This window comes from Sorangium sp. So ce327 (assembly GCF_051530205.1).
Classification (GTDB): Bacteria; Myxococcota_A; Polyangia; order Polyangiales; family Polyangiaceae; genus Sorangium; species Sorangium cellulosum_B.
Genome location: NZ_CP150330.1, coordinates 2,602,958 through 2,627,713 on the forward strand (window position 1 = coordinate 2,602,958; position 24,756 = coordinate 2,627,713).

Here is a 24,756-nt window from a genome sequence, read left to right on the forward strand (position 1 = left end):
CGCCGGGCTGCTGCGCCCCCCGGCGCCGGTGGTAGGATCGCCGCTCATGACGTGGTGGATGGCGACCAAGCCGCGCTGCGCTCACCCTGGCTGGCCGCAGATCGGGCACAGAGCGGCTTCGCCGGAGCGCCACCGTGCTGTAACATCGGGCTCGACCGCCGACGATCGATCGCCGTAATGCGTACGCCCGACCTCGCCTGCCAGAGCTGCCGGCTCACCCAACGTCGACCCCGCGCGGCTGCGTGGCCGCACGGGCGACGCGGGAGCGGGCTCCGCTCCGAGGCGCCTTTGCGGCGCTGATTGCCGGAGAGAGACGTAGAGAGACGTAGAGAGACCTTCATGAGCCCCCTTCCTCGCAGAAAGAGCCTCATCAAGCGGAACCCGAGCAGGGATTCAGGGCTTTCCCTGTTTCGCCGTGACGTCAGGCTTTCGCATAGTGGTTGATGCACCGTGCCTGCCACTCCCTTGAAGAGGATCCTCGTTGTCGATGACGATCCGGATATTCGAGAGACCCTCGCCGAGCTCCTGCAGGAGGAGGGGTACGCCGTCGCGTCGGCGGCGCACGGCGGCGAGGCGCTCAGCGCGCTGAGAACGGATCCGAGACCCGGGCTCATCCTGCTCGATCTCATGATGCCGATCATGGATGGCTGGCAGTTCAGGGCGGAGCAGAAGAAGGATCCGGAGCTCGCCGCGATCCCGGTGGTGATCATCTCGGCGACGGGCCGCGACGAGTTCGTGTCCTCGCTCGGCGCGGCGCAGTTCCTCAAGAAGCCGATCAACCTCGAGCAGCTGCTCGCCGCGGTCGAACAGCACTGCCGGTGACGGCGCGCCTGTTCGTCTACGGCACGCTGATGCGCGGCGAGCGCGCGCACGCGCTGCTCGGGCGCGCGCGGTGCCTCGGGCCCGCCCGCACGGCCCCGTCGTTCGAGCTCGCCGATCTCGGCGCCTACCCGGCGCTCGTGAGCGGGGGCTCGGTCGCGGTCCTCGGGGAGCTGTACGAGCTGGACCCGGAGGCGCTGCCCTCGCTCGACCTCTACGAGGACTGCCCCGACCTCTTCAGGCGTGAGCCGATCGAGCTTCATGGAGGCGCGCTCTGCGAGGCCTACCTGATGCCCGCAGCGCAGGCGCTGGGGTGGCCTCGGATCGCCTCGGGGGACTGGCGGACACGGCGGCGATGAGCGCGTCAGCCGGGGCCGGCGCGGCGCGCTGGCCGCAGCCCGGGTGGAGCGGCCGGATCGATCTCGGGCGCCGTCCTGTCCTCGACGACGAGCAGCAGGGCAGGGAGCTCACCCTCGTCGGCCTGGAGCCGGAAGGCTGAGAACGAGAGCGTCCTGCGGCCGGCGTGCGCGAGCACGGCCTCGAGGCGGAAGTCGACGAGCGCGGCGCGGCGGTGGAGCACATCCCGGAGCTGCTGCTCCAGCTGCGGGGTGTTCCATCCGGCATCGATGGCCGAGAGCGATCGTCCCTCGATGTCCCCGAGCGGGACCATGAACTGCTCGCAGTAGCGCCGGGTGACCGCCCGGATCCGGAGCTCCCCGTCGAGCAGGAGGAACGGATGGCGCAGCACCTCGAAGACGGCGGAGAGGCGGTCGCGCCCGCCCGCGAGCTCGCGCGCCGCGCGCCTCGGCGCCTCGCTCTCCAGCCAGCAGATCACCGCGCCGTCGACCTCGTCGTCGGTGGTCCGTGAAGGGCGTGCTCGCATGAGATAGCAGCGCCCGTCGCGGTCCTCGACGTGCCGCTCGACGGTGCTCATCTTGCCGAGCACCTCGGCGACGACCGGCGCGATGTCGGCCACGCTCCTCGACTTCACCTCGAGGATGGACCTGCCCACGTCGCTCGCGGCGAGGCCGAGCAGCTTGTCGGCGGCGCCGGCGACCCGGCGGATCCGCAGGTCCGCGTCGACCATCAGCATCGGGATGTTCATGCCGCCGAGGAGCTTGCGCAGCTCGTCGTTGGCGAGGCCGAGCGCGACGTTGCTGCTGCGGAGCTCCTCGTTGATGGTCGTCAGCTCCTGGTTCGCCGACTCGAGCTCGTCGTGGGCGCCCTCGAGCGCGTCGTTCACCCTGTGCAGCTCGTCGTTGCTCGCGAGGATCTCGTCGTTCGTGCACAGGAGCTCTTCGTTCGTCGCCTCGAGCTCATCGATGAGCGACTGGAGGTACTCCCTCGTGGTCACGAGCTCCCTGCGGAGCTGCACGATCTCCAGATCCTTCTGGGCGTCGCTCGGGGCCGGGTCGCTGCCCGGCCGGTCCAGCCGCGCGGCGCCCGACTCGGAGAAGGTGACGAGGAAGCAGCGCCCCTGCGGGAGCCGCACCTTGAGCGGCCAGACCTCGACGTCGACGTACCGGATCTTCTCGTCCTGCCTGACCTTGAGCTGCTCCTTGCGGGCCATCACCCCCGAGGTCATCGACGCGTCGACGGCGGCCCGGATGCCGAGGACGAGCCCCTCTCGGGCCATCTTGAAGAGGTGGAGGCTCGCGTCGCCCGGTGACGGCTCGAGGTAGGGCCCCGTCTTGCCCCGGAACTGGACGATCTGCATCTCCTCGTCCACGACCACGCCGGCGGGGGCATAGCGCGCCATGACGATGGCGTCGGCCTCCTTGCGCACCGCATCCATGCCGAGCCCCTCGGGCTCCCGCGGCCTCTCCGACGCCAGCGCGACCACCGGCGCGCCGGGCAGAGCGGGCGCGGTGAGGGCGAGCGAGTGGGCCGCCTCCGACGCGGCGCGCTTGCAGAAGATCCTGTGGGTCCTGTCCACGACCCCGAACAGATCGGGCGCCGTGGTGAGGCTCTCGGACGAGCCGAGGAGCAGGAAACCCGTGAGCTTGAGGGCCTGGTGGAACGTCTGCAGCAGCCGGCGCTGCAGGCTCGGCTCCAGGTAGATCATCAGGTTGCGGCAGCTTATGAGATCGAGCTTCAGCAGGGGCGGGTCGGCCGCGGCGTTGTGGCGCGAGAAGATGCACAGATCGCGGACCGATTTGTTGACCTGAAAGCCGCCTTGTACCCTGACGAAGAAGCGGCGCAGCCGGCTGGGAGAGACGTCCATCGAGATGCTCTCGATGTAGATCCCGGACCGCGCCTGCTGGATGGCCGCCTCGCTCAGGTCGGTGCCGAAGATCTGAATGGCATGATCGGTCGCGTCGGCTTCGAGGAACTCGAGCAACGAGATCGCGAGAGAGTAGACCTCCTCGCCCGTCGAGCAGCCCGGCACCCAGATGCGAACAGGGGAGTCCTGCGGCCTGCTGTGCATGAGCACCGGGAACACGTGGGTCTTCAGCGCGGCGAAGGCGCCCGGATCGCGGAAGAACGTGGTGACCTTGATGAGGAGGTCCTGGTAGAGATCCTCGATCTCGCCGGGGTGCGCTCTCAAATGATCCAGGTAATCCTGGAGGGTGGCGAGCCGATGGAGCGTCATTCGCCGCTGGATGCGCCGCCTCAGGGTGCTCTTCTTGTACTGGCTGAAGTCGACGCCCACCGCGGCGTGAAGCAGCCGAAGGAGCTTGCTGAGATCGGGGTCCATGCCGAGGGGCGCACCCTGCCTGAGCCATGGAGCGAGCACGTGCCCGGGGCGACCCATCCGCACGAGCTCCGCCGCGATCTCCTCGACGCTGAGGACGAAGTCGACGCCTCCCGCCGCGATGGCGCTCCGCGGGAGCGCTGGCCGCTCCGCGCCGCGCGGGTTCTCCGCGAAGGTGACCCCGCCCTCGGCCTTCACGTCCTTCAGCCCCAGCGCGCCGTCGCTCCCGGCGCCGGACAGCACGACGGCCACCGCGCCCGACCCCAGCTCGCCCGCGAGCGAGCGCAGGAAGAGATCGCCAGGGCCCGGGCCGCCCTCGCCCCGCGGCGCGAGCTCGACGCGGAGCCCCGCCAGCGTCGCCTGCGCCTCCGGGGGCAGGACCTGGACGCGACCCGGCGCGAGCTTCATCCCCGATCGGAGCTCGGCAACAGGGAGAGAGCTGCTCTGCGCCACGAGCTCGAGGAGGGGGAGCTCCCCTGGATCTGCGCTGTAGATCAGGACGAGAGAGAGGCTGGTATCTCTGCTGGGCAACCGCCGGAGGAGCTCCGCGATCGCGCCGCGTCCGCCGGCCGAAGCGACGACACAGACGACGGGAAAGCGCAGCTCACCCTCGGGGCGCGGCTCGCCCGCCGCGGCGCTCTCGCCGGCGTCCTCGGGCGGGACGGGCGCGCGCCCCGGCGCGGATGCCCTGCCGGCCTGGGGCGCGGCGTCGCTCGGGCCCGGTGCCCCGAGTTGCGTCCGGCGTGACTTCTTCTGTTCGGGCATTGTTGGCTTGAACGGTTGGGCGCGCTCTCACGCGTCTCGCGACGGCGGGAGCCTGACAGGGACTAAGCCAAGGTTCCGGTGGGCGGTCCGTCAACGATGGCTGTCGTCGTCCATGTCGCGCATGGGACACGGCGCCTCACGGTCATCTCACCCTATCAGCGCGCGCCTTCCAGGCGCTTCAGGAGTTGCTCGAGCCGCTCGATGATGTGTGCGGATCGGTCGGATACCATTCGGGCAGAATCGTTGAGCCTCATCCGTGTCATTTCATCCATCCTCCCGCCGGGCTGGAGCCTTGTCATGGCCTCCAGCGCGGCGTCATGGTGCGCTCGGGCGACCTGGGCTGCCGCCATCGCGCGGCGCAGGCGCACGCGCGGCGGCTCCAGGTTCTCGACCCCGGACCACCTCCTCTCCGGTGAGACGTGCCGCGCCTCGCCCTCGGCTCGCGCCATGGGCTCGGCGGGTGCCGCGAGCACCTCGGACGCCGCGAGCAGCGCGGGAGCCTGCGCCCCTTGCAGCGATCGATCCACCTCGTCGTTTCCAGCGTCCTGCGTGCGCTCCGCGCGCTTGCCATCGGTCGGAAGGCGGAGATTGACGCTGATCTGCTGATCCTCCGCGTGCCCCGCGGCGTCCTCCCACCCCCGTTCGTCGACGATCTGCTTCGTCGCGTCGTTGACGAGGAAGACCTGATCGGCGTCGTGGAACCGCTCTGCCCGCAAGGCCTGCAGCGCAGACCGGGCCGTCTCGAGCGAGCGGATGTGCTTCGTGAGCGCGAGCCGCCTGCCCCGGAAGCGAACGTAAATGCTGTAGCTGGTCTGGGGCGCCATTTCTATCGCCTCGTGGGCCCGGTCGCGTCATGCGGTGTCTGCGCTCTCGACAGCAGCTTCCGGAGTGCAGCTCGCCATGGCGCCGGGCCGAGCGGGCGAGCCCCCCGCTCCATGAGATTCTCACGGATCTCTCGCCGTGAGCCCAGGGCGCGAGTCCTCGGCGCTCGTCCTGCTTGCGGTCTCACGCCTCCGGTACCGCCGTCAGCAGCACCAGCCTCCCGGCGGTCTGCTCGGCTGTTCTGCAGGCGGCGCGCACGAGCTGCCACTCTGCCTTCACGAGCTCCGCCATGAGCGACCTGTCCTGACACAGGGCTTTGCTCAGCGACTCCTCGGCCTCTTCGCCGAAGGACAGCACGCGTATCGCGATGGCGAGCGCAAAGTCCTTGGTCAGCCGGACGCGCAGGTCGACGTCCGGCGTGGACACGTGGAGCGCGTGCTCGGCGAGGGCGACCTCGATCCTGTCCGCAATCGACCTTGCGGTGTCCGCACGCCACTGGATCGAGCGGCAGGTCTGCCGGAGCAGCTCCTGGATTAACCGTCCATCACGACCCGTCTGTATGCCCATTCCGCCCCCTCGACAGTTCCGTTCTTCTGCGGAGAGCCGTCCAGAGAGTGCCTGCGACCGGCCAGAGCGCGCGACGGCCAGCCTGGTGCGATTGAACGAGCAGGACCGCTCCCCAAGGCTGCGCTCCTCCCGAGTTGCCCGAACGGTTCCCCCGCCGGCTCCCCGCTTCACCCCCTCACTGTCCCGCCGAAAATCCCGTTGACTGCTAGCTGTAGCCCAGCTGCTGCCCGACCGACCGCTAGGGCGATATGGAATCGCTTGTCAGGGATTCCCTGTAAGCCGTCCTGGCACCGCTGAGCGTCCGGCAGTTCTATTCAGGCAAAGCCCTACACCTAGGTCGCCCAGTTCACCTAGGTCGCCTTGGCCTTGGAGCGCCGGCGCTCGCTGCTCGACGCTGAGGCAGGCGGCGGGGCGGCGGTCTGCCGCGCGCTGCGCGGGGGGGCTTCCATGACCGACAGGTCAGCGACGGCGCGCACCTCCGGGGCGAGCAGGCCGTGCGTGAAGAGCTGGAGCACCTGCGCGGCCCAGGCGGCGATGTCTGGCCTGGACGGCGCGTCGATGAGCTTGCGCACCAGGCGATCGAAGGCGCCGGAGATGAGCGCGGCGATGACGCTGGGCTCCAGATCGCGCCGGTAGAGGCCGATGTCGATCGCGTACCGGACCCGGCCCTCCACCTGCCGCGCGACGCGCTGGGCGAACTCGTCGATCAGGTAGGCGTACGGGGTCCCACCGCCTCCCGCCAGCATCATCCTGAGGAGCGCCCGGTTCTGCCAGCAGAACTCGAGCACCTCGAGGTCGTGGGCGAGGACCCGCTTGAAGTACTCGTTCACCGACGCTCGCTCGGCCTCGAAGACGATGGGCGGCGGCTCCACGCAGTCGGCGAGGCGCGCGATGAAGGTCTCGACGATCTGCTTGAAGCAGTCGTCCTTGCTCTGGAAGTGCAGGTAGAACGCGCCCTTCGAGACGCCTGCGCGCTCGGTGATGTCCTCGACCCTCGCGGCGGCCAGGCCGCGCTCGGTGAAGGCAGCCTCGGCGGCGCGGAGCAGCTCGATCCGGGCGCGGCGATCGGCAAGGCGGGGCATTCTGACTGGTCGGTCAACGTCGGAGGACCGGGGCACTATGGGAAGGCTGCCGGAAGCCGTCAAGACGCTCGTCGGCCGCGCTCCTCGCGACGCGGCGCGTTCGACCGCGCCGCGTCGCCCATGGCACGAGCGATGCTGCGGAGGCGGTCATGGCGACCGTGGCGAGACGAAATGCAGCAGGGCGCGGGGTCGGCGAGGCGACGGCGTCGGCTCTCGTCCCCAGCCCTCCTTCGTTGCCGAGCCTGCGCGAGGCCGCCGCGCGGTGCCGGGCGTGTCCGCTCTGGGAGCGCGGGACGCAGACGGTGTTCGGCGAGGGCGCGGCGCGATCGGACGTGCTCCTCGTCGGCGAACAGCCGGGCGACAAGGAGGACCTGGCCGGCAAGCCGTTCGTGGGTCCGGCGGGGCAGCTGCTCGATCGCGCGCTCGAGGCGGCGGGGATCGAGCGGCGCCGGGCGTACGTGACCAACGTGGTGAAGCACTTCAAGTGGGAGCCGCGCGGCAAGCGCCGCATCCACATGAAGCCGGACGCGCGCGAGATCCGCGCGTGCCTGCCGTGGCTCGCCGCGGAGATCGCGGTTGTGCAGCCGGCGATCGTGGTATGCCTCGGCGCGACGGCGGCGCAGGCGCTGCTCGGCGGCTCGTTCCGGGTCACGCGTGAGCGCGGCAGGATCGTCGCCTCGCCGCTCGCGCCGCGCGTGCTGGCGACCGTGCACCCCGCGTCGATCCTCCGCATGCCAGACGAAGCGACGAGGCGAGCCGAGCTCTCCCGCTTCATCGAGGATCTCACCGTGGCGGCGCGCGCGCTCGGCTGAGCCGGCGCGCGCCGCCTCCTCGCGAGGCGCGCTCTCGATGGAGTAGGATTCGCCCGCGATGACGATGAGCCCACGACCGGTCCCTGCCGCTGAGCGCCCCGCGTCCTCTCCGATGGCCGAGCGCGCCCACCTGGGGAGCTCGAAGAAGATGTGGCCGCTGATGCTGGCGGCGCTCGGGGTCGTCTACGGCGACATCGGGACGAGCCCGCTCTACGCGATGAAGGAGTGCTTCAGCCCCAGCAGCCCGCACCACGTCGCTCCGACGCCCGAGAACGTGCTCGGGGTGCTCTCGCTGATGTTCTGGTCGTTGATGATGGTGGTGACCGTCAAGTACGTGACGTTCATCACGCGGGCCGACAACGAGGGCGCGGGCGGCATCCTCGCGCTGCTCGCGCTCGTCCCGAGCGGCGATCGCAAGGGCGAGGGCCGCGGCCTCCTCGTGCTCCTCGTCCTCGTCGGCGCGGCGCTCCTCTATGGCGACGGCGTGATCACGCCTGCGATCTCGGTGCTCTCGGCCGTGGAGGGCCTCGATGTCGCGATCCCGAAGCTGGACCCTGCCGTCGTGCCGATCCTCACCTGCGGCGTGCTGCTCGCCGTGTTCCTCGTGCAGAAGCGCGGCACCGCCGGGGTCGGGTCGATCTTCGGGCCGGTGACGCTCGTGTGGTTTGTCACGCTCGTGCTGCTCGGGGCCAAGGAGCTCATCAGCAGCCCCGGAGTGCTCCGGGCCGTCTCACCGACCTACGCGGTGAGCTTCTTTGTCGAGAACCAACTGCATGGCTTCCTGATCCTCGGCGCGGTCGTCCTCTGCATCACGGGCGGCGAGGCGCTGTACGCCGACATGGGGCATTTCGGCCGCGTTCCGATCAAATACACCTGGTACACGATCGTCTGGCCCGGGCTGCTCATCAATTATTTCGGCCAGGGCGCGAAGCTCCTCGCGGACCCCACCGCGGCGGGGAACCCATTTTATGCGCTCGTCCCGTCGTGGGCGCTCTACCCCACGGTGGCGATCGCCACCGCGGCGACGGTCGTCGCGTCCCAGGCGCTCATCTCCGGGGCCTTCTCGCTCACCCAGCAGGCGGTGCAGCTCGGGTATTTCCCGCGCGTCACGGTGGTCCACACGTCGAAGGACGAGGCGGGGCAGATCTATATCCCCGAGGTGAACAGCGGGCTCCTGATCTCGTGCATCGTGCTGGTCCTCACCTTCAAGAACTCGAGCGCGCTCGCGGCTGCCTACGGCATCGCCGTCACGGGGACGATGGGGATCACCACGGTGGTCTATTACGTGGTCACCCGGAAGACGTGGGGTTGGCCGGTCTGGAAATCGCTCCCGCTGGCCGGGCTCTTCCTGGTGATCGATCTCGCGTTCTTCGCGGCGAACAGCGCCAAGTTCTTCCACGGGGGCTGGGTGCCCATCGTGATGGGCGCGGCGATCTTCACGGTGATGACGACCTGGAAGACGGGGCGCAAGCACCTCGCCGAGGCGATCAAGTCGGCGATCTTGCCGCTCGACATGTTCCTCGAGGACGTGAAGCGCGTGAAGCCGCACCGGGTGCGCGGGACGGCGGTCTTCATGGCGTCGAGCCCGGAGGGCACGCCGCCGATCCTGCTGCACCACGTGAAGCACAACCAGGTGCTGCACGAGCAGGTGGTGCTCCTCTCGATCCAGGTGACGAACGTGCCGGAGGTGCCGGCGGAGCGGCGCACGACGGTGATCCCGCGGGGGGAGGGGATCTACCAGGTCACCGCGTGTTACGGCTTCATGCAGACGCCGAACGCGCCGTCGGTGCTCGAGGGGTGCAAGCGGCACGGGCTCGACATCGATCTCGGGAGGACGAGCTACTACCTCGGCAGGGAGACGCTGCTGACGACCGGGCGCTCGAAGATGTCCCGGTGGCGCAAGGGGCTGTTCGCCTTCATCTCGCGGAACGCGCGGCCGGCGACGGCGTACTTCGGTCTGCCGCCGAACCGGGTGGTCGAGCTCGGAATGCAGGTCGATTTTTAGGGACGGGCGCGGGGCTCAGGGCCCCGTGTACCGGGCGCGCGGCCGGAGCATGTACCCCGCCTCCCGCTGCTCGAACGCGTGGGCGATCCACCCGGCGGCGCGCCCCACCGCGAAGAGCGCCGCCGCCGTGCCGGCCGGCAGGCCGAGCGCGGCCGCGATCGCGACGAGGCCCAGGTCGAGCGACGGAGGATCGAGGCCGGCGTCGCGCAGCGCGTCGACGAGCGCGAGCACCGTGCGCAAGGCCGCGCTCTGCGGGGCGAGCGCGCGGGCCGTGTCGAGCAGCAGCTGGGCGCGGGGGTCGCCCTCGGGGTAGAGCCTGTGCCCGACGCCGGCGATGGGCTCGCCGCGGCGCAGCCGCTCGTGGACCGCGGCGGCGGCGCGCTCGGGCCGGCCTGCCTCGGCGACCAGGGCCTCCACCCGGTCCGTCATGCCGCCGTGCCTCGGGCCGGAGAGCGCGGCGAGCCCCGCGCTGACGCAGGCGTAGAGGTCGGCGCCGGTGGAGGCGGCCACCCGGACCGCGAACGTCGAGGCGTTCAGCTCGTGATCGGCCGAGACCAGGAGCGCGCGGTTCACGGCGCGCTCGGCCTTCTTCGAGGGGTTCGCGCCGAGGGCGAGGAGCAGCCGCCGCGCCGCCCCGTCGGCCTCGAGGGCGTCGGTCGCCCTGCGCGCGTCCCGCCCGAGGCCCACGAGCGCCGCGAGCGATCGCACGAGGGCCCGCGCCCGCGCGCGCTCCGCGTCGCCCGTGGGGATGCGCCCGTCGCCCGAGGGCGCGCCCACGTGGCGGGTCGCGTCGTGCGCGCCGAGCGCGGGCACCACGAGCGCGAGCGCGACGAACGGCGGCGCGCCCTCCGGCAGGAGCGCCGCGAGCTTGGCCGGGCGGACGCTCAGCCGGCCTGGCCGCGCCGTCGGCGCGCCCTCCGCCGGCAGCTCGCCGGTCCAGAGCAGCTCGGCGACCGCCTCGAAGGGCACGTCGTCGAGCGCCAGCGCGACCGCCTCCTTGCCCCGGTAGACGGGCCCGCGCGGGCCGATCGCCGTGAGCGCCGACTCGAGCACCGGCTCGCCCCACCGGAGCGCCTCGGCGGCGACCGGGCCGTGGCCGGCGCGCGCGTCGTGCCGCGCCTTGAGCCGCTCGATGTCCGCCCGGAGATAGAGCCGCGCGCGCCCTCGCCCGCCGGGCACCCCCCGGAGCACGCCCCGGCTCGCGTACGCGTAGAGCGTCTCCCGCTTCACGCCGAGCAGCTCCGCCGCCTCGGCGCCGGTCACGTACGCCGAGGGCCGCTGACCCGAGTCAGGTAGATCCACCATGAGCGCCCATCCACGTCGCATCCATGCTGTCTTCCGATGCATGAGGCGCCAGCGTCGCGCGCGCCGACGACACACGTCCCTCCTAGCACCGCCCTCCTCGGCGTCCTCCGGGATTCTTCCTCGACGCGCTTCGAGGCCGTGCATGGTTGATTGTACAATCAAGGTTGATCAACCTCGTGCGGTGCCCAAGATGTCGTCAGCGGAGGTGATCGGAATGAGGGATGTGGCGGCGCCGCTCGCGAGCGGCCTGGAAGGCGTGGTGGTGGCGGAGACGCGGCTCTCGGAGGTGGACGGAGAGCGGGGGAGGCTCACCCTCGCGGGCCACGACGTCGAGGAGCTCGCCGGCGGCGGCGGGGTGACCTTCGAGGACGCGTGCGGGCTGCTCTGGGGCGGCGCGCTGCCCGGGGCGGCGGAGCGGGAGTCGCTCCGGCGAGCGATCGCCGAGGGGCGGACGAGGGCCTTCGCGCTGCTCGGGCGGCTCGGGGACGCGCTCCAGGCGGGCGACGGGATGGATGCGATCCGAGCGGCGGTCGCGCACCTCTCGGGCGACGTCCCGCCCGCGGCGATCGCCGGGGCGGTCGCGACGTTCGCGGCGGCGTGGGCGCGGCGCTGCGCGGGGGAGGCGCCGGTCGCGCCCGATCCGGCGCTCCGGCTCTCGGCCGACTACCTGCGCATGGCGCGGGGGGCTGCGGCGAGCGAGGCCGAGGCGCGCGAGCTCGACACGTACCTCGTGACGGTCTCGGATCACGGCATGAACGCGTCCACCTTCACCGCGCGCGTGGTCACCTCGACGGGGTCGGACGCGATCTCGGCGGTGGTCGCGGCGATCGGCGCGCTGAAGGGGCCGCTCCACGGCGGCGCGCCCGGGCCGGTCCTCGACATGCTGGACGCGGTCGCGGCGAAGGCGGGCGAGGGCGGCGCGCCGCCCCCGGGCTGCGCCGAGCGCTGGATCCAGGCCGAGCTCGCGGCGGGCCGGCGGATCATGGGCATGGGCCACCGGATCTACCGGGTGAGGGATCCGCGGGCGGCGGTGCTGGAGCGGGCGATCGAGCGGCTCGAGCGGACGGCAGGCGGCGCGCGGAGCGCACGGCTCGCGCTGGCGCGCGAGGTCGAGCGGGCGGCCGAGGCCGCGCTCAGCGCGCGGCACCCGGATCGCCCGCTGCGCGCGAACGTCGAGTTCTACACGGCGGTGCTGCTCGACGCGCTCGGGCTGCCGCGCGCGCTCTTCGCGCCGACCTTCGCGGTGGGCAGGGTCGCGGGCTGGTGCGCACACATCGACGAGCAACGGCGCGCGGGGCGGCTCATTCGCCCGAGCTCACGCTACATCGGGGGCGTCCCTAGAGCGGCAGCTCCGCCGCATTGAGGCGTCGGGCCCGCCGCGCGCGCGGCGGGGCTGCTGGCAGGAGCGCTCGTCGTCGCCGGCCATGAGGTCGACCTGCCCAGGTCGGACTTATTGAAAAGTCCGTGACGGCATTCGCTTCCTCCCCGTCGTCCTGCCATCCGATCCGCACAGAAATTGCCGGAGAGGCCGTTCCAGAGGCCTGGAAGGACAAAAGGAGAACGCGCCGGGCGCGGGTAGGACGTTGTTCGTCCTGCAAAGTTGGCAGCCTCGCGGGGCACTGTTATCGTGTTCAGTATGTCGTCCGCCGCTCTTGCCGCTCCGCTTGCCCGGGACCTCCTGCGCCATACCCTCCCCGAGTTCGAAGCGCGCGCCAAGACGCTCCCGCTCGGCCTGCGGGAAATCAACGACGCGCTCCCGGAAGGGGGGCTGCCGCGCGGGGGGGTGGTGGAGCTCGCCGCGCCGCGGGGGCTGGGGCGCTCCACCTCGCTCGCCCTCTCCGCGTGCGCGTCGGCGCAAGCGGAGGCGCGGCTGCGCGGGACGAGCGCGACGGCGGGGGCGTGGTGCGCGTGGATCGATCCGAGCGGCTCGCTCTACGCGCCGGCGGTCGCGCGCGCGCAGGTCGATCTGAGCCGGCTGCTCGTGGTGCGGCCCCCGCCGGAGGTGCTCGCGAAGGTCGCGGTCCGGATGGCGATGAGCCGGGCGTTCGCGGTGCTCGTGATCGACGTGGCCGGGGTCCCGGGGGCCTTCGGCCAGGGCGCTGGGAAGGGGGAGCGGAGCGCGCCCGGGGCGGGGCGCCGCGAGGAGGACCTCGCGCGCTGGGTCAACGTGGTGCGCAAGCTCGCCCTGGCGATCGAGGGGAGCGACGGGACGATCCTGCTCCTCACCGATCGCCAGGCGGCGCGGCCGATGCCCTTGCCGGTCGCGATGCGGCTGGAGCTAGAGCAGGTCGCCGAGAACCGGTTGATGGTCCGCGTCGCCAAGGACCGCCGAGGGCGCGTGACCTCGCCGACCCCGGTGGTGCTCGGGGAGCGGCCCGGGGACAGGGCAGAGCGGACGGCGGGCGGCGAGCCGCGGCCCGCGCTGTCGCGGGCGTGAGGGAGGAGAGGCGATGGCGGTGAGGCGCATTGTGGCGATCGTGCTCCCGCAGCTCGCGTGCGAGCTGGTGAAGCAGCGCGGGCCGGTCTCGCCGAGCGGGAAGGCGCCGCTCGCGGTGATCCTCGGGGGCGAGGAGGACCGCCGCGCGGCGCTCGCCCCGCAGCCCGAGCGCGAGGCGCAGGCGCCGGCGGCCGTGATCGACGTGGTCGACGACGAGGCGAGGCGGTACGGGGTGAGGCCGGGGCAGAAGGTCGTCGAGGCGGCGGCGCTGGTCGCCCACCTCGCGATCCACCGGGTGACGTTCGCCGAGATCGACGCGGCGCTCGGCCGGGTCGCCGAGGTGGCGCTCGGGCTCGGGGCGACGGCGTCGATCCAGCTCGGCGAGCAGGGGGCCCCGCGCGCCGGCGCGGCGCGGGCGAGCCGCGCTCCCGAGCGCGCCGTGAGCGAGGCGCGGAGCCCCTGGGGCGACGGCCCGTACGACACGGTGTGGCTCGACATCACCGGGGCGTCGCACCTCGTCGGCGGCGAGGAGGCGCTGCTCGGCGAGCTCGGCGAGCGCGTGGCGGCGCTCGGCCACCGGGCGCGGCTCGCGATCGCCGACGGGCCGCGGCTCGCGCAGGCGCTCGCGCGCTTCGGCGCGCACGCGGACGGCGGGGGAGGGGCGGAGGCCCCGATCGCGCCGCCGGGCAAGGGGGCGCAGGCGATCGGGCCCTTGCCGGTGCAGGCGCTCCCGGTCGAGCGCGAGGTGGCGAGCTTCCTCGTCCGGCTCGGCGTGCTCCGCGTCGAGGATCTCGCGCGCCTTCCGCGGGCGCAGGTGGCGGCGCGGCTGGGGCCGCGGACGGCCGACGTGATGGAGCTCCTCGCCGGCCGCGATCCCGTTCCGCTCCTGCCGTTCGAGGTGCCCCGGCTGCTCGAGGAGGAGGTGCTCTTCGACGAGCCGATCGAGAGCGCCGAGTCGCTCCTGTTCGTGCTGCGCGGCATGACGTCGCGGATCGCGTCGCGGCTCGCCGCGCGCGGGGAGGCGTGCGGGCGGCTCAACGTGGCGATCGCCTACGATCGCTCGATCGCGCGGCTCCGCCTCGGCGAGCGCGAGGACGACGGCGCCGCCGCGCTCCTGGAAGACGACGGGCGCGGCCCTTCGCTGCGCTTCCACGTCGACATGCCGGTGCCCCTCTCGGACGCGGGCGATCTGCTCCGCCCGCTGAAGGCGAGGCTCGAGCGGATCGAGCTCGCGGCGCCCGCGGTGGGGGTCCACGTCATCGCCTCGCGCATCGCGCGGGCCCGCCGGGTGCAGCTCGATCTGTCGCGCGACCGGTCGGTCGATCCCGACAGCCTGCCGGCGCTCCTGGCCGAGCTCTCGGCGGAGATCGGCCAGGAGCGGGTGGGCATCCTGGAGATCGCCGACGCGCACCGTCCCGAGGCGCGCTCGCGGCTCGTGCCGGCCTCTGGCGAGGCGGCCATGACGCGCGCGTCCGCCGCGGCCCGCGCGCGCGCCGCGGCGGATCGGGGCGCGGCGGAGCTGGCGGGGGGCGCCGACGCGCCGGCGCTGGAGCCCGCGCGGCTCCTCGCGCAGCCGATCCCGCTCGGCCGGGTGGGGCGCGGGGCGATCGTGGCCGTCGATCGGCACCTCTACGCGATCGAGCGGCTCTCCTTCGTGATGCGGATCGACGCGGTGGAGTGGTGGACGCCCACGCCGGCGTCGCGCGACTACGCGCGCGCCTGGCTCGTCTCGGGCTCTCCGTCCGGCAAGGCCGCCCCGGCGCGCCTCGGCGAGCTGCGCCCTCCTCGAGACGGCGCGAGCGCGAGCTCCTGCGGCGAAGCGTGGATCTACGTCGACCGCGCGACGGGCGAGGCCTTCCTGCAGGGGTGGTGCGAGTGAGCGCCGGCGCGTCGGTCCCGTTCGTGGAGCTCTGCGGCCGCTCCTGCTTCTCTTTCCTGGAGGGCGCCTCGCACCCCGAGGAGCTCGTGCACCGCGCCAAGGAGCTCGGCCTCGAGGGGATCGCGCTCTGCGATCGCGACGGGATCTACGGCAGCGTGCGCGCGCACACGGCGGCGAAGAAGGTCGAGCAGCGGGTGATCGTCGGGGCCGAGCTGACGCTGGGCGCGCCGCGCGTGGGCGCCGAGCGCGCGCCGGAGGTCCGGCCGTCGGTGGTCCTCCTGGTCCAGGACAGCGAGGGTTACGCGAACCTCTGCCGCCTCCTCACGATCGCGCACGCCGAGTGCGAGAAGGGGATGGCGAGCATCTCGGCGGAGGCGATCGCGGCGGCGCAGCGGGGCCTCTCCGCGATCGTGCCGCTCGACCCTCTCGTGCCCGCGGGCGTCTCCGGCGCGCTCCTCGGCACGCTGCGCGACGCGTTCGGCGAGCGCGCGCTCGTCGCGACCTGGAAGCACCTCGACCGCCGCGACGGCGAGCGCGTCGCGGCGGCCCTCGCGGCGGAGCGCCGCTACGGCCACTGCGTGGTGGCGACGGCGCGCCCGCTCTATCATCACCCGTCACGCAAGCCGCTCGCGGACGTGCTCGCGTGCATCCGGACCAAGACCACGCTCGATCAAGCGGGGACGCGGATCGCGCCGAACGCGGAGGCGTACGTGCGGTCCGGCGCGCAGATGGCGGCGCTGTTCCGCGATCATCCGGCCTGGGTCGCGCGCACGGTGGAGGTCGCGTCCCGCTGCCGCTTCTCGCTGTCCGAGCTCCGCTACAGCTTCCCGAGCGACGCCCTCTGCATGCCGGGGGAGACGTCAGATCAGGCGCTGCGCCGCCTCACCGAGGAGGGCTGCCGCGACCGTTACCCGGAAGGGACGCCGTCTCCCGTGCGCGCGCAGATCGAGAAGGAGCTCGCCTTGATCGCGAAGCTCGGCGTGGCGCCCTATTTCCTCAGCGTGCAGCAGGTCGTGAAGATCGCGCGCGCGCGGCAGATCCTCTGCCAGGGCCGCGGGAGCGCGGCCAACAGCGCGGTGTGCTTCGTGCTCGGCGTGACGGCGGTGGACCCGGCCCGGTCGAGCCTGCTCTTCGAGCGCTTCCTGTCGGAGGAGCGCCACGAGCCCCCGGACATCGACGTCGATTTCGAGCACGAGCGCCGGGAGGAGGTGATCCAGGCGATCTACGAGATGTACGGGCGCGACCGGGCGGCGATGGTCTCGGAGGTGATCGCCTACCGCGGCAAGAGCGCGCTCCGCGAGGTGGGCAAGGCGTTCGGCTTCTCAACGGATCAGGTCGATCGGCTGAGCGGCCTCGTGCTCCACCACGAGGCGGACATCACCGAGCAGCGGGTCAGCGAGGCGGGCCTCGATCCGGATGACGTGCGCGTCCGGCAGGCCGTCATGATGGCGAGCGCGCTCGAGGGCTTCCCGCGCCACCTCTCGATCCACGTGGGCGGCTTCGTGCTGTCGTCCGAGCCGCTGCACAAGGTGGCCCCGGTCGAGCCTGCGCGGATGGAGGGCCGCACGGTGATCCCGTGGGACAAGGACGATCTCGACGATCTCGGCTTCTTCAAGATCGACGTCCTGGCGCTCGGCATGCTGACGGCGATCCGCAAGGCGCTCGGTTTGATCCACTCGGACCGGTACGCCGCGCTCGCGGGTCGCACGGCACGGGACCCCGCGTCCGCGGGTCCCTTGGTCCACACGGCACGGGACCCCGCGTCCGCGGGTCCCTTGGTCCACACGGCACGGGACCCCGCGTCCGCGGGTCCCTTGGTCGACGCGGCAGGGGACCCTGCGCCCGCAGGGGTCTTGCTCCACGCGGGCCGAGGCGCCGCGTTCGATCCGATCGCGGCGCTCGCGCAGATCCCGCCGGAGGATCCGGCTGTCTACGAGGCGATCGGCCGGGCCGACACGGTGGGGGTGTTCCAGATCGAGAGCCGCGCGCAGATGGCGATGCTCCCGCGGCTGAAGCCGAACAAGTTCTACGACCTGGTGATCGAGGTGGCGATCGTGCGCCCCGGGCCCATCCAGGGCGGGATGGTGCACCCCTACCTGCGCCGACGGACGGGGCAAGAGCCGCCGGTGTCCCCGCACCCGTGCCTGGATCCCATCCTGGAGCGCACGCTCGGCGTTCCGCTCTTCCAGGAGCAGGTGATGCAGATCGCGATGGTCGGCGCGGGTTACACGCCGGGCGAGGCCGACCAGCTGCGCCGCGACATGGCGGCGTGGAAGAAGCATGGGCGCCTGGAGCGGCACCGCGGGCGGCTCATCCAGGGCTTCGCCGAGCAGGGGATCTCGGCGAGGTTCGGGGAGATGCTCTACCAGCAGATCCAGGGCTTCGGGGAGTACGGCTTCCCGGAGTCGCACGCGGCGAGCTTCGCGCTCCTCGTGTACGCGTCGGCCTGGCTCAAGGTCCACCACCAGGCGGCGTTCACCTGCGCGCTGCTCAACGCGCAGCCGATGGGGTTCTACAGCCCGTCGGCGCTGGTGCAGGACGCGCAGCGGCACGGCGTGGACGTGCGGCCGGTGTGCGTGGTGCAGAGCGCGTGGGACGCGATCCTGGAGCCTTCCGCCGAGCCCTCGGCGGGCCCGGCGCTGCGGCTCGGCATGCGGCTCGTGAAGGGCCTCGGCGAGGCGGCCGCGGCGGCGATCGTGGCGGCGCGCGAGGAGGCGCCGTTCACGAGCCTCCCGGATCTCGTGAGGCGCACGGAGCTGAAGAAGAACGAGGTGGAGGCGCTCGCAGAAGCGGGCGCGCTCGCCGCGCTGGTGCCTGCCCGGAGAGAGGCGCTCTGGCGCGCGCGCGCCCCCCGCGTGGAGGGGTTGTTCGAGGGCGTCCCGATCGAGCAGGACCGGGACGTCGGGCTCCCTCCGCTCAGGCCGCTGGAGCAGCTCGCGCTGGACTACGGGCGCGTGGGTCTGTCGCTGCACGACCACCCGATGCGGCACGTGCGGCGGGCGCTCAAGCGGCGGCGCGGGGCCGGGCGCGTGCGGACCGCCGAGGAGATCAAGGCCGCGCGCGACGGGGAGAGCGTGCGGGTCGCCGGGATGGTGGTCGGACGCCAGCGGCCGGCGACCGCGAGCGGCGTGACGTTCGTGACGCTCGAGGACGAGACCGGCGTGGTCAACGTCATCGTCCAGCGGCAGGTCTTCGCGGAGTACGAGCACGTGGCGAGGAACGCGGCGCTCTTGCTCGTCGCAGGGCGGATCGAGCGGCAGGGCGAGGTCGTCCACGTGCTCGCGCGCGAGCTCGATCGGCTGGAGCTGCCCAGCGGCGAGGAGATCGCGCTCAAATCGCGCGACTACCGGTGAGGGCGCGCCGACGCCGCGCTCCCGGAGCGCGGGGCGATCGGCGGCGCGTGAAGAGAGCTCGCGCGCTCGTCAGGGCGGCGGCGATGACCTCGTCGACCAGCGCGCTCGTCAGCGGGCGGCGACGACCTCGTCGACCAGCGAGAGCAGCGTCGCCGCGTCGAACGGCTTCAGGAGCAGCCGGGCGTTGACCTGCTGCAGGAACGCCTTGCTGCGCTCCGTGAAGGCGCCGCCGGTCAGGAACACGACACGGCGCTGCTGCTCGGGCGCATGCTCGGCAAGCGAAGTGTAGAAATCCATTCCCGTCATATCGGGCATCATGAGGTCGCACAGGATGGCGTCGTAGCGCTCTCCGGCGCGGATCCGGCTGAGCGCGTCGCGCGCGCTCGCGGTCGCGGTCGTCTCGTGACGTGGCTCGAGCGTACCCGCGATCGCCCGCGTGAGCAGCGGCTCATCGTCGATGATGAGGACCCGCTGCCGCTGCGCCGCCTCCGGCGCGAGCGCGTCGAGGCTGCCGTTCTCGCGCGGCCACCTCGACGCGCGCGAGCCGGGCGCAGCGGAGGCGTGCGCCTCGCTGGCCGCGGCGGCGGGGAGGACGAGGCGGAACGTGCTCCCCTTGCCGGGGCGGCTGTCCACCTCGATCCGACCCCCCAGCGCCGTGACGATGGAGTGGCAGATCGCGAGCCCCAACCCGAGCCCTTCGCCAGCTTCCTTGCTCGTGTAGAACGGCTCGAAGATCCGAGCGAGCGACTCGGGCGCGATCCCGGCGCCCGTGTCGCGCACCTCCACGACGACCGACCCCTCGGCGTCACAGCGCGTCGAGAGCTCGATCTCGTTCTGCTCGGCGAGCCCCTCGGGGATGGCCTGCGCGGCGTTCACGATGAGGTTCAGGAAGACCTGCGCGAGCCGCGGCTCGTTCGCCTGGACGGGCGGCACCTCCTGGAAGCTCCGGACGACGCGGGCGCGGTGCCGGATCTCGTTCATCGCCATGTGGACGCAGGAGTCGAGCACCCGCCGGGGATCGACCGGCCCGCGTCGGTCCTCCTCGGCGCGCGAGAAGCTGTGGAGATCGCGCACGATGAGCCGCACCCGCTCGGCGCCCTCGCGCGCGTCCTCCAGCAGGCTCAGCACGTCGGAGAGCTCGCTCGACGGCGCGCGGCCGTCGCCGTGAGAGCGCGCCCAGGGGCCGCCGCGCGCAGCGCTGTTCCGGCGATCGAGCGAGCCGATGCGCCGGATGGCCGCGTCGACGTTCGTGATGACGAAGGCGAGGGGGTTGTTGATCTCGTGGGCGACGCCGGCGGCCAGCGTGCCGACGCTCGCCATGCGGCCGGCGCCGACGAGGCGGGCCTGCGTCTGCGCGAGCGCCTGGCGCGAGGCGGCGTCGCGCGCGGCGCGCTCGCGGATGACGGAGAGCCGCGCCCGGGGGCCCGCGCCGTCGCCGCCCGCGAGGAGGAAATCGCTCGCGCCGGCCGCGAGGATGCCGTCGATGTCCCCGTCGCGCTCGGTGATCGCGAGGACGAACACCGCGTCGCCGCCGGGCTGCGCCCGCACGCGGCCGCAGAGCGCGGCGGCGCTGGCGGGCTCGCTCCAGTCGACGGCGAGCACCGGCGGCGCGTCGCTCAGGCACCTCTCGAGGGCGTGCGCGGGATCGGAGGTGACGCCGACGTCCGGCACATGGCGTCGGATCAGCGCTTCGAATCGCTCGCTCGCCGCGGCGCGCCCGCGGAGGAGCAGGATGGCGGCCGGCTCCGCGCAGCCCATCGACGTCCTCTCAGCTGTCCTTCGAAGACCCGTTTCAGGAGTCCTTCGAAGATCCTTTACCGCATCTCCATCCCGGCGTGCAGGCATGGTGATCCGTTCCGCTGCGCCTGCCACGCGCCTCGCCGGTCTCCTTCGAGCCGCGCGCCAGCCGGTCGGCTCGCCCGCTTCGCGCGGCTATCGAAGGCTGGACGTCGCGTCGTCGTCCGGATCGCCGTCATCGGCGATCCTCGTCGCGCCGTCCGTGAGCGGCGGGTACAGGCTCTCGACGAACTTCCCGGAGAGCCGCCCCGCGAGGTGTGCATCCATCCGCGCCAGCGCCTCGCGCAGCCGATCGATCTCGTCCGAGAGCGCTGCCTTGAGCGGCTGGCGCTGCGCCTGTTCCATCCAGGCGAGCTCCACGAGCGCCTCCTCGAGGTGCGCGCGCGCCGCACCAAGGTGCGCGCGCGCCGCGCCGCCCGCCTCGCCCGCGTTGGATTCTCGGACCAGGTACTCCGCGACGCGCACGCGCCCGCGGTAGCGGACCCGCGTCCGCTCGAGGAAATCCCGGTACGGCTTCACCGCCCCGCTGAGCGCCTGCACCGCCGCCGCGAGCGCGCTCGCCTCGCCCTGGAGCGCCTCGCGATCGGCGCCGGAGAGCGCCGTGTTGTGCTCGACGTGGGCCTCGAGCGTCGCCAGCACCTCGCGGGCCCAGCGGAGGTGCCGGAGCCCCGAGGCGCCGCGCGACAGGCGCTGCGCGGCCGCCCCCTCCGCGCTCACGCCACCGCCGCCGCCGGCGCCGCCTCGCGCTCCGGGCGCTTCGCCGTCTCGTTGATCTTCACGCTGACGAGCTTCGAGACGCCGGGCTCCTGCATCGTCACGCCGTAGAGCACGTCGACCGACTGCATCGTGCGCTTGATGTGCGTGATGAGGATGAACTGCGAGTGGCTCGTCATGCTCCGGATCGCCTCGTTGTAGCGGGCCACGTTCGCCTCATCGAGCGGCGCGTCGACCTCGTCGAGGATGCAGAACGGCGACGGCTTGAACTGGAAGATCGCGAAGATGAGCGACACCGCGGTGAGCGCCTTCTCGCCGCCGCTCATGAGCTCGATGTTCCCGAGCTTCTTGCCCGGCGGCTGCGCGAGGATCTCGATCCCCGTCTCCAGCATGTCGTCGGGGTTCGTCAGCCGGAGCTCCGCCTGGCCGCCGCGGAACATCTTGGGGAACAGCGTCTTGAAGCGCGCGTTGATGCCGTCGTACGTCGTCTTGAAGAGCCGCTTCGACTCGCGGTTCATCTGGGCGATCGCCTTCTCGAGGTCGTCGAGCGCCTTCTCGAGATCGGCCTTCTGGCCCGAGTAGTACGTGTACCGCTCCTCGGCTTCGGCGTGCTCGCGCACGGCGTCGAGGTTGACGGGGCCCATGCGGTCGAGCAGCTCCGTCAGCTCCTGGATGCGCGCGCGGTGCGAGGCGTCGGCGGGCGGCCGCTTGTGGTAGTCGCCGACCACGCGGGCGAGCTCCAGCCCGCGGAAGCGCTCGCGCACCCCCTCGATGAGGTGGTCGTGCTCGACCCGCAGCCGCTCGAGCGCGAGCTCGTGCTTGCGGAGCCGCTCCGACACCTCGGCCAGCTCCTGCCGCAGCCCGCGCAGGTCGGCCTCGCGCACCCCGTGCGCCTGCCGCGCCTCGTCCAGCGAGCGCCGCGCCTCGGTCAGCGCGGCCTGCGCCGCGTGCGCCTCCGCGACGGCGCGGACCAGCGCCTCGCGCGCGATCATGATCGTCGCCGCGGCCTTCCCCGCGCCCACGGCGCTCTCGGTCCGCTCCTGGTCGAGCCGAGCGATCCGGCCCCGGAGCTCGTTGCACGACCGCGTGAGCCGCTCGACCGTGCCCCGCGCCGCCGCGGCGCGCTCGCGCACGCGCGCGAGCTTCACCTTGCGCTCGGTCACGACCGACTGCTGCCCGAGCACCCGCTCGCGCCACTCGGCCGCGACCTGCTCGGCGTGCTCGAGGCCGGCCGCCGCCGCCTCGCGCGCCGCTCGCCCCGCCTCGAGCTTGTCGCGCGCCGCTTGCTGCTCGTTCCCGCCGGCGTCGAGGTTGTCGGCGAGGTCCTCGAGCTCGGAGCGCACCACGCCCTCGCGCTTCTGCGCCGCGGCGAGCTGCTCCTCCGCCCGGCGGAGATCCTTCTCGGCCGTCACCAGGGCGAGCTCTCCCTCGTGCGCCTCGCTCCGCGCCCGCTCCAGCGCCGTCCCCACCTCGGTGATGCGCAGGCGGAGCTTCTGCTGCGCGTCGAGCAGCGCCGTCACCTCCTCCGATTTGGTCGCGACGAACTCGTGCAGCGCGCGCATCTCCCGCTTCTGCTCGATCATGCCGGCCGCGACCGCGTCGCCCGAGCCGCCGCTCACCACGCCGTCTTCACGGAGGACGGTGCCGTCGAGCGTCACGAGCGTGCACCCGGCGCCCTCCGCCGCGAGCCGCGCCGCGACCTCGGCGGAGGCGACGACCACCGCGTCCCCCACGAGCGCGCGCGCCAGCGCCTCGTCCTCGGGGGCGAAGACGAGCCGGTCCACGAGCGGCCCGAGCACGCCCTCCCCGCGCGGCGGCCGCCGCGTCGCGCCGGCCACGAACGAGGGCCGCGCCGCGATGACGCTCGCCCGCCCGCGGTTGTTCTTCGACAGATCCGCGAGCAGCGCGATCCCGCGCTCGACGTCGCTCACGACCGCGCACTGCAGCCGGTCCCCGAGCAGCCCTGCGAAGGCCGCGGTCAGCTCGGCCGGCGCCTCGATCCGGTCGGCCACGAGCCCGAGCAGCGCCGGGTCCTTGGTCTTGAGGAGGTTCTTCACCCCGGCGCCGACGCCCTCCAGCCGCGCGTGCAGCTCCTCGAGCGCGCGGAGCCGGTTGCGCCGCTGCCCGAGCTCGTTCTTGGCGTGCTCCACGGCGCGATCGCTCGAGACCGCCTGCTCGCGCAGCGCCTTCATCTCGACATCGAGCCGCGACCGCTCCTCCGCCGAGATCCGCTTCCCCTCGGCGAGCTCCGTCACGTTGCGCGTCAGCGACGAGCGCCGCCGCTCGAGCTCCTCCGACTCGTACATCAGCCGCCCGAGCTCGTCCTCGAGCTTCGCACGCCGCTGGCTCATCTCTGCCATGCGCCGATCGAAGCCGGTGAGCGACGCCTCGGCGGCCGCGACCGCCGCGGTGGCCTCGGCGGCCCGCCGGCGCAGGGCGGCGACCTCGTGCTCGGCGGTCCGCTCTCCGTGGCGCAGCTCCTCGAGCCGCTCGTGCTGCTCGAGCGCGAGCTCGCTCTCCCGCGCCTCTTCCTCGTCGACGCCGGCGAGCTGCGCCTCGAGCTGCGCCTTCTCTGCGCTGAGCTCCTCGACCGTCTTCTCGAGCTCTCCCTGCTCCTTGGCCGCGGTGACGAGCCGCTCCTCGAGGTGCCGCAGGCGGTCGCGCGCCCGCGCGATCTCCGCCTCGTGGGTGCGCACCTGGTTGTCGGCCGCGAACGCCTCGTTCTGCGCGCGCTCGGCCCGCTCCTCGCAGGCGAGGGCCTCGAGCCGGGTGACCTCGATCTCGGCCTCGCGCGCCGAGAGCGCCGTGCGCGACGCCTGCTCGCGCTCCGCGTGCGCGGCCCTGCCGAGCGACTCGTGCTGCGTGAGCACCGTGATCTCGAGGAGCTTGTGCGACGCCTCGTGGAGCACGAGGTCCTCCAGCTCCTTGCGGTAGTTGACGTACCGCTCGGCCTTGGCCGCCTGGCGCTTCAAGGACGCGAGGTTCCGCTGGATCTCGGAGACGATGTCCCCCACGCGGAGCAGGTTCTGCCGCGTCTGGTCCATCTTCTGCTCGGCCTGCTTCTTCCTGGCCTTGTATTTCGTGATGCCGGCGGCCTCCTCGATGAGCATCCGCCGGTCCTCGGGGCGCGCCGAGACGATGAGCCCGATCTTTCCCTGCTCGACGATGGAGTAGGCCTTCGTGCCGACGCCGGTGCCGAGGAAGAGGTCGGTCACGTCCTTGAGCCGGACCTGGGTCTTGTTGATGAGGTACTCGCTCGTCCCGTCGCGGAAGAGCCGGCGCGTCACCGCGATCTCCGCGTAGTCGCGGTACTCCAGCGGCAGCTGCGACGCCGCCGTCGGCTCGCTGTTGTCGAAGGTGAGCGTCACCTCGGCCATCCCGTGCTGGGCGCGGGTCTCGGAGCCGTTGAAGATGACGTCCGACATCGACTTGCCGCGCAGGTGCTTCGCGCTCTGCTCCCCGATCGCCCACCGGATGGCGTCGACGATGTTCGACTTGCCGCACCCGTTGGGACCGACGATGCCCACCACGTCCGTGTCGAAATGGACCACCGTCCGGTCGACGAACGATTTGAACCCGCTGATCTCGAGCTTACGAATGCGCATGACGTCCCCGGGACCGGCCGGGCGGGCTTAAACGTATCGTCACAGCACGCCACGTACCGTCACAACTGGCGTCTCGGGGTCTACGTGGGCTGGCGCCGC

General features: G+C 72.5%; 16 protein-coding genes. 8 read left to right on the forward strand and 8 right to left on the reverse strand.

From position 1 onward, the window contains the following. Positions 1–450: 450 nt before the first annotated feature. Positions 451–822 carry a response regulator gene (locus WME95_RS09830; RefSeq protein ID WP_012234363.1) on the forward strand — a complete coding sequence of 124 codons (372 nt, stop codon included), beginning with the start codon at positions 451–453 and terminating at the stop codon, positions 820–822. Then, on the forward strand, positions 819–1,178 hold the full coding sequence (locus WME95_RS09835) for a gamma-glutamylcyclotransferase family protein (protein ID WP_437908143.1): 360 nt from the start codon (positions 819–821) through the stop codon (positions 1,176–1,178). Before WME95_RS09830 ends, WME95_RS09835 begins: the two co-directional genes overlap by 4 nt. Positions 1,179–1,183: 5 nt before the next feature. Here the strand turns inward: WME95_RS09835 and WME95_RS09840 are convergent, their stop codons facing one another. From WME95_RS09840 to WME95_RS09855, 4 genes are all read right to left on the reverse strand, one after another. Continuing rightward, complete coding sequence (locus WME95_RS09840) at positions 1,184–4,279, reverse strand: CheR family methyltransferase (protein WP_437908145.1); 3,096 nt, start codon at positions 4,277–4,279, stop codon at positions 1,184–1,186. Positions 4,280–4,434: 155 nt separating this feature from the next. Then, on the reverse strand, positions 4,435–5,103 hold the full coding sequence (locus WME95_RS09845) for a hypothetical protein (RefSeq protein ID WP_437908147.1): 669 nt from the start codon (positions 5,101–5,103) through the stop codon (positions 4,435–4,437). Positions 5,104–5,284: 181 nt separating this feature from the next. Then, complete coding sequence (locus tag WME95_RS09850) at positions 5,285–5,668, reverse strand: hypothetical protein (RefSeq protein WP_437908149.1); 384 nt, start codon at positions 5,666–5,668, stop codon at positions 5,285–5,287. 350 nt (positions 5,669–6,018) lie between these two features. Beyond that, positions 6,019–6,750 carry a TetR/AcrR family transcriptional regulator gene (locus tag WME95_RS09855; protein WP_437908151.1) on the reverse strand — a complete coding sequence of 244 codons (732 nt, stop codon included), beginning with the start codon at positions 6,748–6,750 and terminating at the stop codon, positions 6,019–6,021. Between the two features lie 149 nt (positions 6,751–6,899). On the opposite strand from WME95_RS09855, the gene WME95_RS09860 reads away from it, so the two are divergent. Together WME95_RS09860 and WME95_RS09865 are read left to right on the forward strand one after the other, a co-directional pair. Continuing rightward, a complete protein-coding gene (locus tag WME95_RS09860; RefSeq protein ID WP_437908153.1) occupies positions 6,900–7,562 on the forward strand; it encodes a UdgX family uracil-DNA binding protein in 663 nt (220 codons plus the stop codon). Positions 7,563–7,620: 58 nt separating this feature from the next. Continuing rightward, a complete protein-coding gene (locus tag WME95_RS09865) occupies positions 7,621–9,567 on the forward strand; it encodes a potassium transporter Kup (protein ID WP_437908155.1) in 1,947 nt (648 codons plus the stop codon). Between the two features lie 15 nt (positions 9,568–9,582). Here the strand turns inward: WME95_RS09865 and WME95_RS09870 are convergent, their stop codons facing one another. Then, complete coding sequence (locus tag WME95_RS09870; RefSeq protein WP_437551244.1) at positions 9,583–10,872, reverse strand: citrate synthase family protein; 1,290 nt, start codon at positions 10,870–10,872, stop codon at positions 9,583–9,585. A gap of 214 nt (positions 10,873–11,086) precedes the next feature. Here WME95_RS09870 and WME95_RS09875 point away from each other — a divergent pair, with 214 nt between their 5' ends. The 4 genes from WME95_RS09875 (at position 11,087) to dnaE (ending at position 18,541) form a co-directional block, all read left to right on the forward strand. Then, positions 11,087–12,235, forward strand: a complete 1,149-nt coding sequence (locus WME95_RS09875) for a citrate synthase (protein WP_437908157.1) — start codon at positions 11,087–11,089, stop codon at positions 12,233–12,235. 273 nt (positions 12,236–12,508) lie between these two features. Beyond that, entirely contained in the window at positions 12,509–13,309 is an 801-nt protein-coding gene (locus WME95_RS09880; protein ID WP_231864756.1) for a recombinase A, read from the forward strand. Positions 13,310–13,322: 13 nt separating this feature from the next. After that, positions 13,323–15,188 (forward strand): DinB/UmuC family translesion DNA polymerase, encoded by a 1,866-nt coding sequence (locus WME95_RS09885; protein ID WP_437908159.1) that lies wholly within the window; start codon positions 13,323–13,325, stop codon positions 15,186–15,188. Beyond that, positions 15,185–18,541, forward strand: a complete 3,357-nt coding sequence (dnaE, locus tag WME95_RS09890; protein ID WP_437908161.1) for a DNA polymerase III subunit alpha — start codon at positions 15,185–15,187, stop codon at positions 18,539–18,541. Before WME95_RS09885 ends, dnaE begins: the two co-directional genes overlap by 4 nt. A 108-nt stretch (positions 18,542–18,649) precedes the next feature. Here dnaE and WME95_RS09895 read toward each other — a convergent pair whose 3' ends face one another. From WME95_RS09895 to smc, 3 genes are all read right to left on the reverse strand, one after another. Continuing rightward, on the reverse strand, positions 18,650–20,299 hold the full coding sequence (locus WME95_RS09895; RefSeq protein WP_437908163.1) for an ATP-binding protein: 1,650 nt from the start codon (positions 20,297–20,299) through the stop codon (positions 18,650–18,652). A 174-nt stretch (positions 20,300–20,473) separates the two neighbouring features. After that, positions 20,474–21,055, reverse strand: a complete 582-nt coding sequence (locus WME95_RS09900; protein ID WP_437551254.1) for a hypothetical protein — start codon at positions 21,053–21,055, stop codon at positions 20,474–20,476. After that, entirely contained in the window at positions 21,052–24,657 is a 3,606-nt protein-coding gene (gene smc, locus WME95_RS09905; protein ID WP_437908166.1) for a chromosome segregation protein SMC, read from the reverse strand. Before smc ends, WME95_RS09900 begins: the two co-directional genes overlap by 4 nt. Between the last annotated feature and the right edge of the window lie 99 nt (positions 24,658–24,756).

Excerpts from the sequence above, each read along its gene's own strand:
- WME95_RS09840 (WP_437908145.1), bottom strand. The coding sequence starts at position 4,279 with ATGCCCGAACAGAAGAAGTCACGCCGGACGCAACTCGGGGCACCGGGC.
- WME95_RS09875 (WP_437908157.1), top strand. The coding sequence starts at position 11,087 with ATGAGGGATGTGGCGGCGCCGCTCGCGAGCGGCCTGGAAGGCGTGGTG.
- WME95_RS09885 (WP_437908159.1), top strand. The coding sequence starts at position 13,323 with ATGGCGGTGAGGCGCATTGTGGCGATCGTGCTCCCGCAGCTCGCGTGC.
- WME95_RS09865 (WP_437908155.1), top strand. The coding sequence starts at position 7,621 with ATGACGATGAGCCCACGACCGGTCCCTGCCGCTGAGCGCCCCGCGTCC.
- WME95_RS09850 (WP_437908149.1), bottom strand. The coding sequence starts at position 5,668 with ATGGGCATACAGACGGGTCGTGATGGACGGTTAATCCAGGAGCTGCTC.
- smc (WP_437908166.1), bottom strand. The coding sequence starts at position 24,657 with ATGCGCATTCGTAAGCTCGAGATCAGCGGGTTCAAATCGTTCGTCGAC.
- WME95_RS09880 (WP_231864756.1), top strand. The coding sequence starts at position 12,509 with ATGTCGTCCGCCGCTCTTGCCGCTCCGCTTGCCCGGGACCTCCTGCGC.
- WME95_RS09860 (WP_437908153.1), top strand. The coding sequence starts at position 6,900 with ATGGCGACCGTGGCGAGACGAAATGCAGCAGGGCGCGGGGTCGGCGAG.
- WME95_RS09870 (WP_437551244.1), bottom strand. The coding sequence starts at position 10,872 with ATGGTGGATCTACCTGACTCGGGTCAGCGGCCCTCGGCGTACGTGACC.
- WME95_RS09855 (WP_437908151.1), bottom strand. The coding sequence starts at position 6,750 with ATGCCCCGCCTTGCCGATCGCCGCGCCCGGATCGAGCTGCTCCGCGCC.
- WME95_RS09895 (WP_437908163.1), bottom strand. The coding sequence starts at position 20,299 with ATGGGCTGCGCGGAGCCGGCCGCCATCCTGCTCCTCCGCGGGCGCGCC.
- WME95_RS09845 (WP_437908147.1), bottom strand. The coding sequence starts at position 5,103 with ATGGCGCCCCAGACCAGCTACAGCATTTACGTTCGCTTCCGGGGCAGG.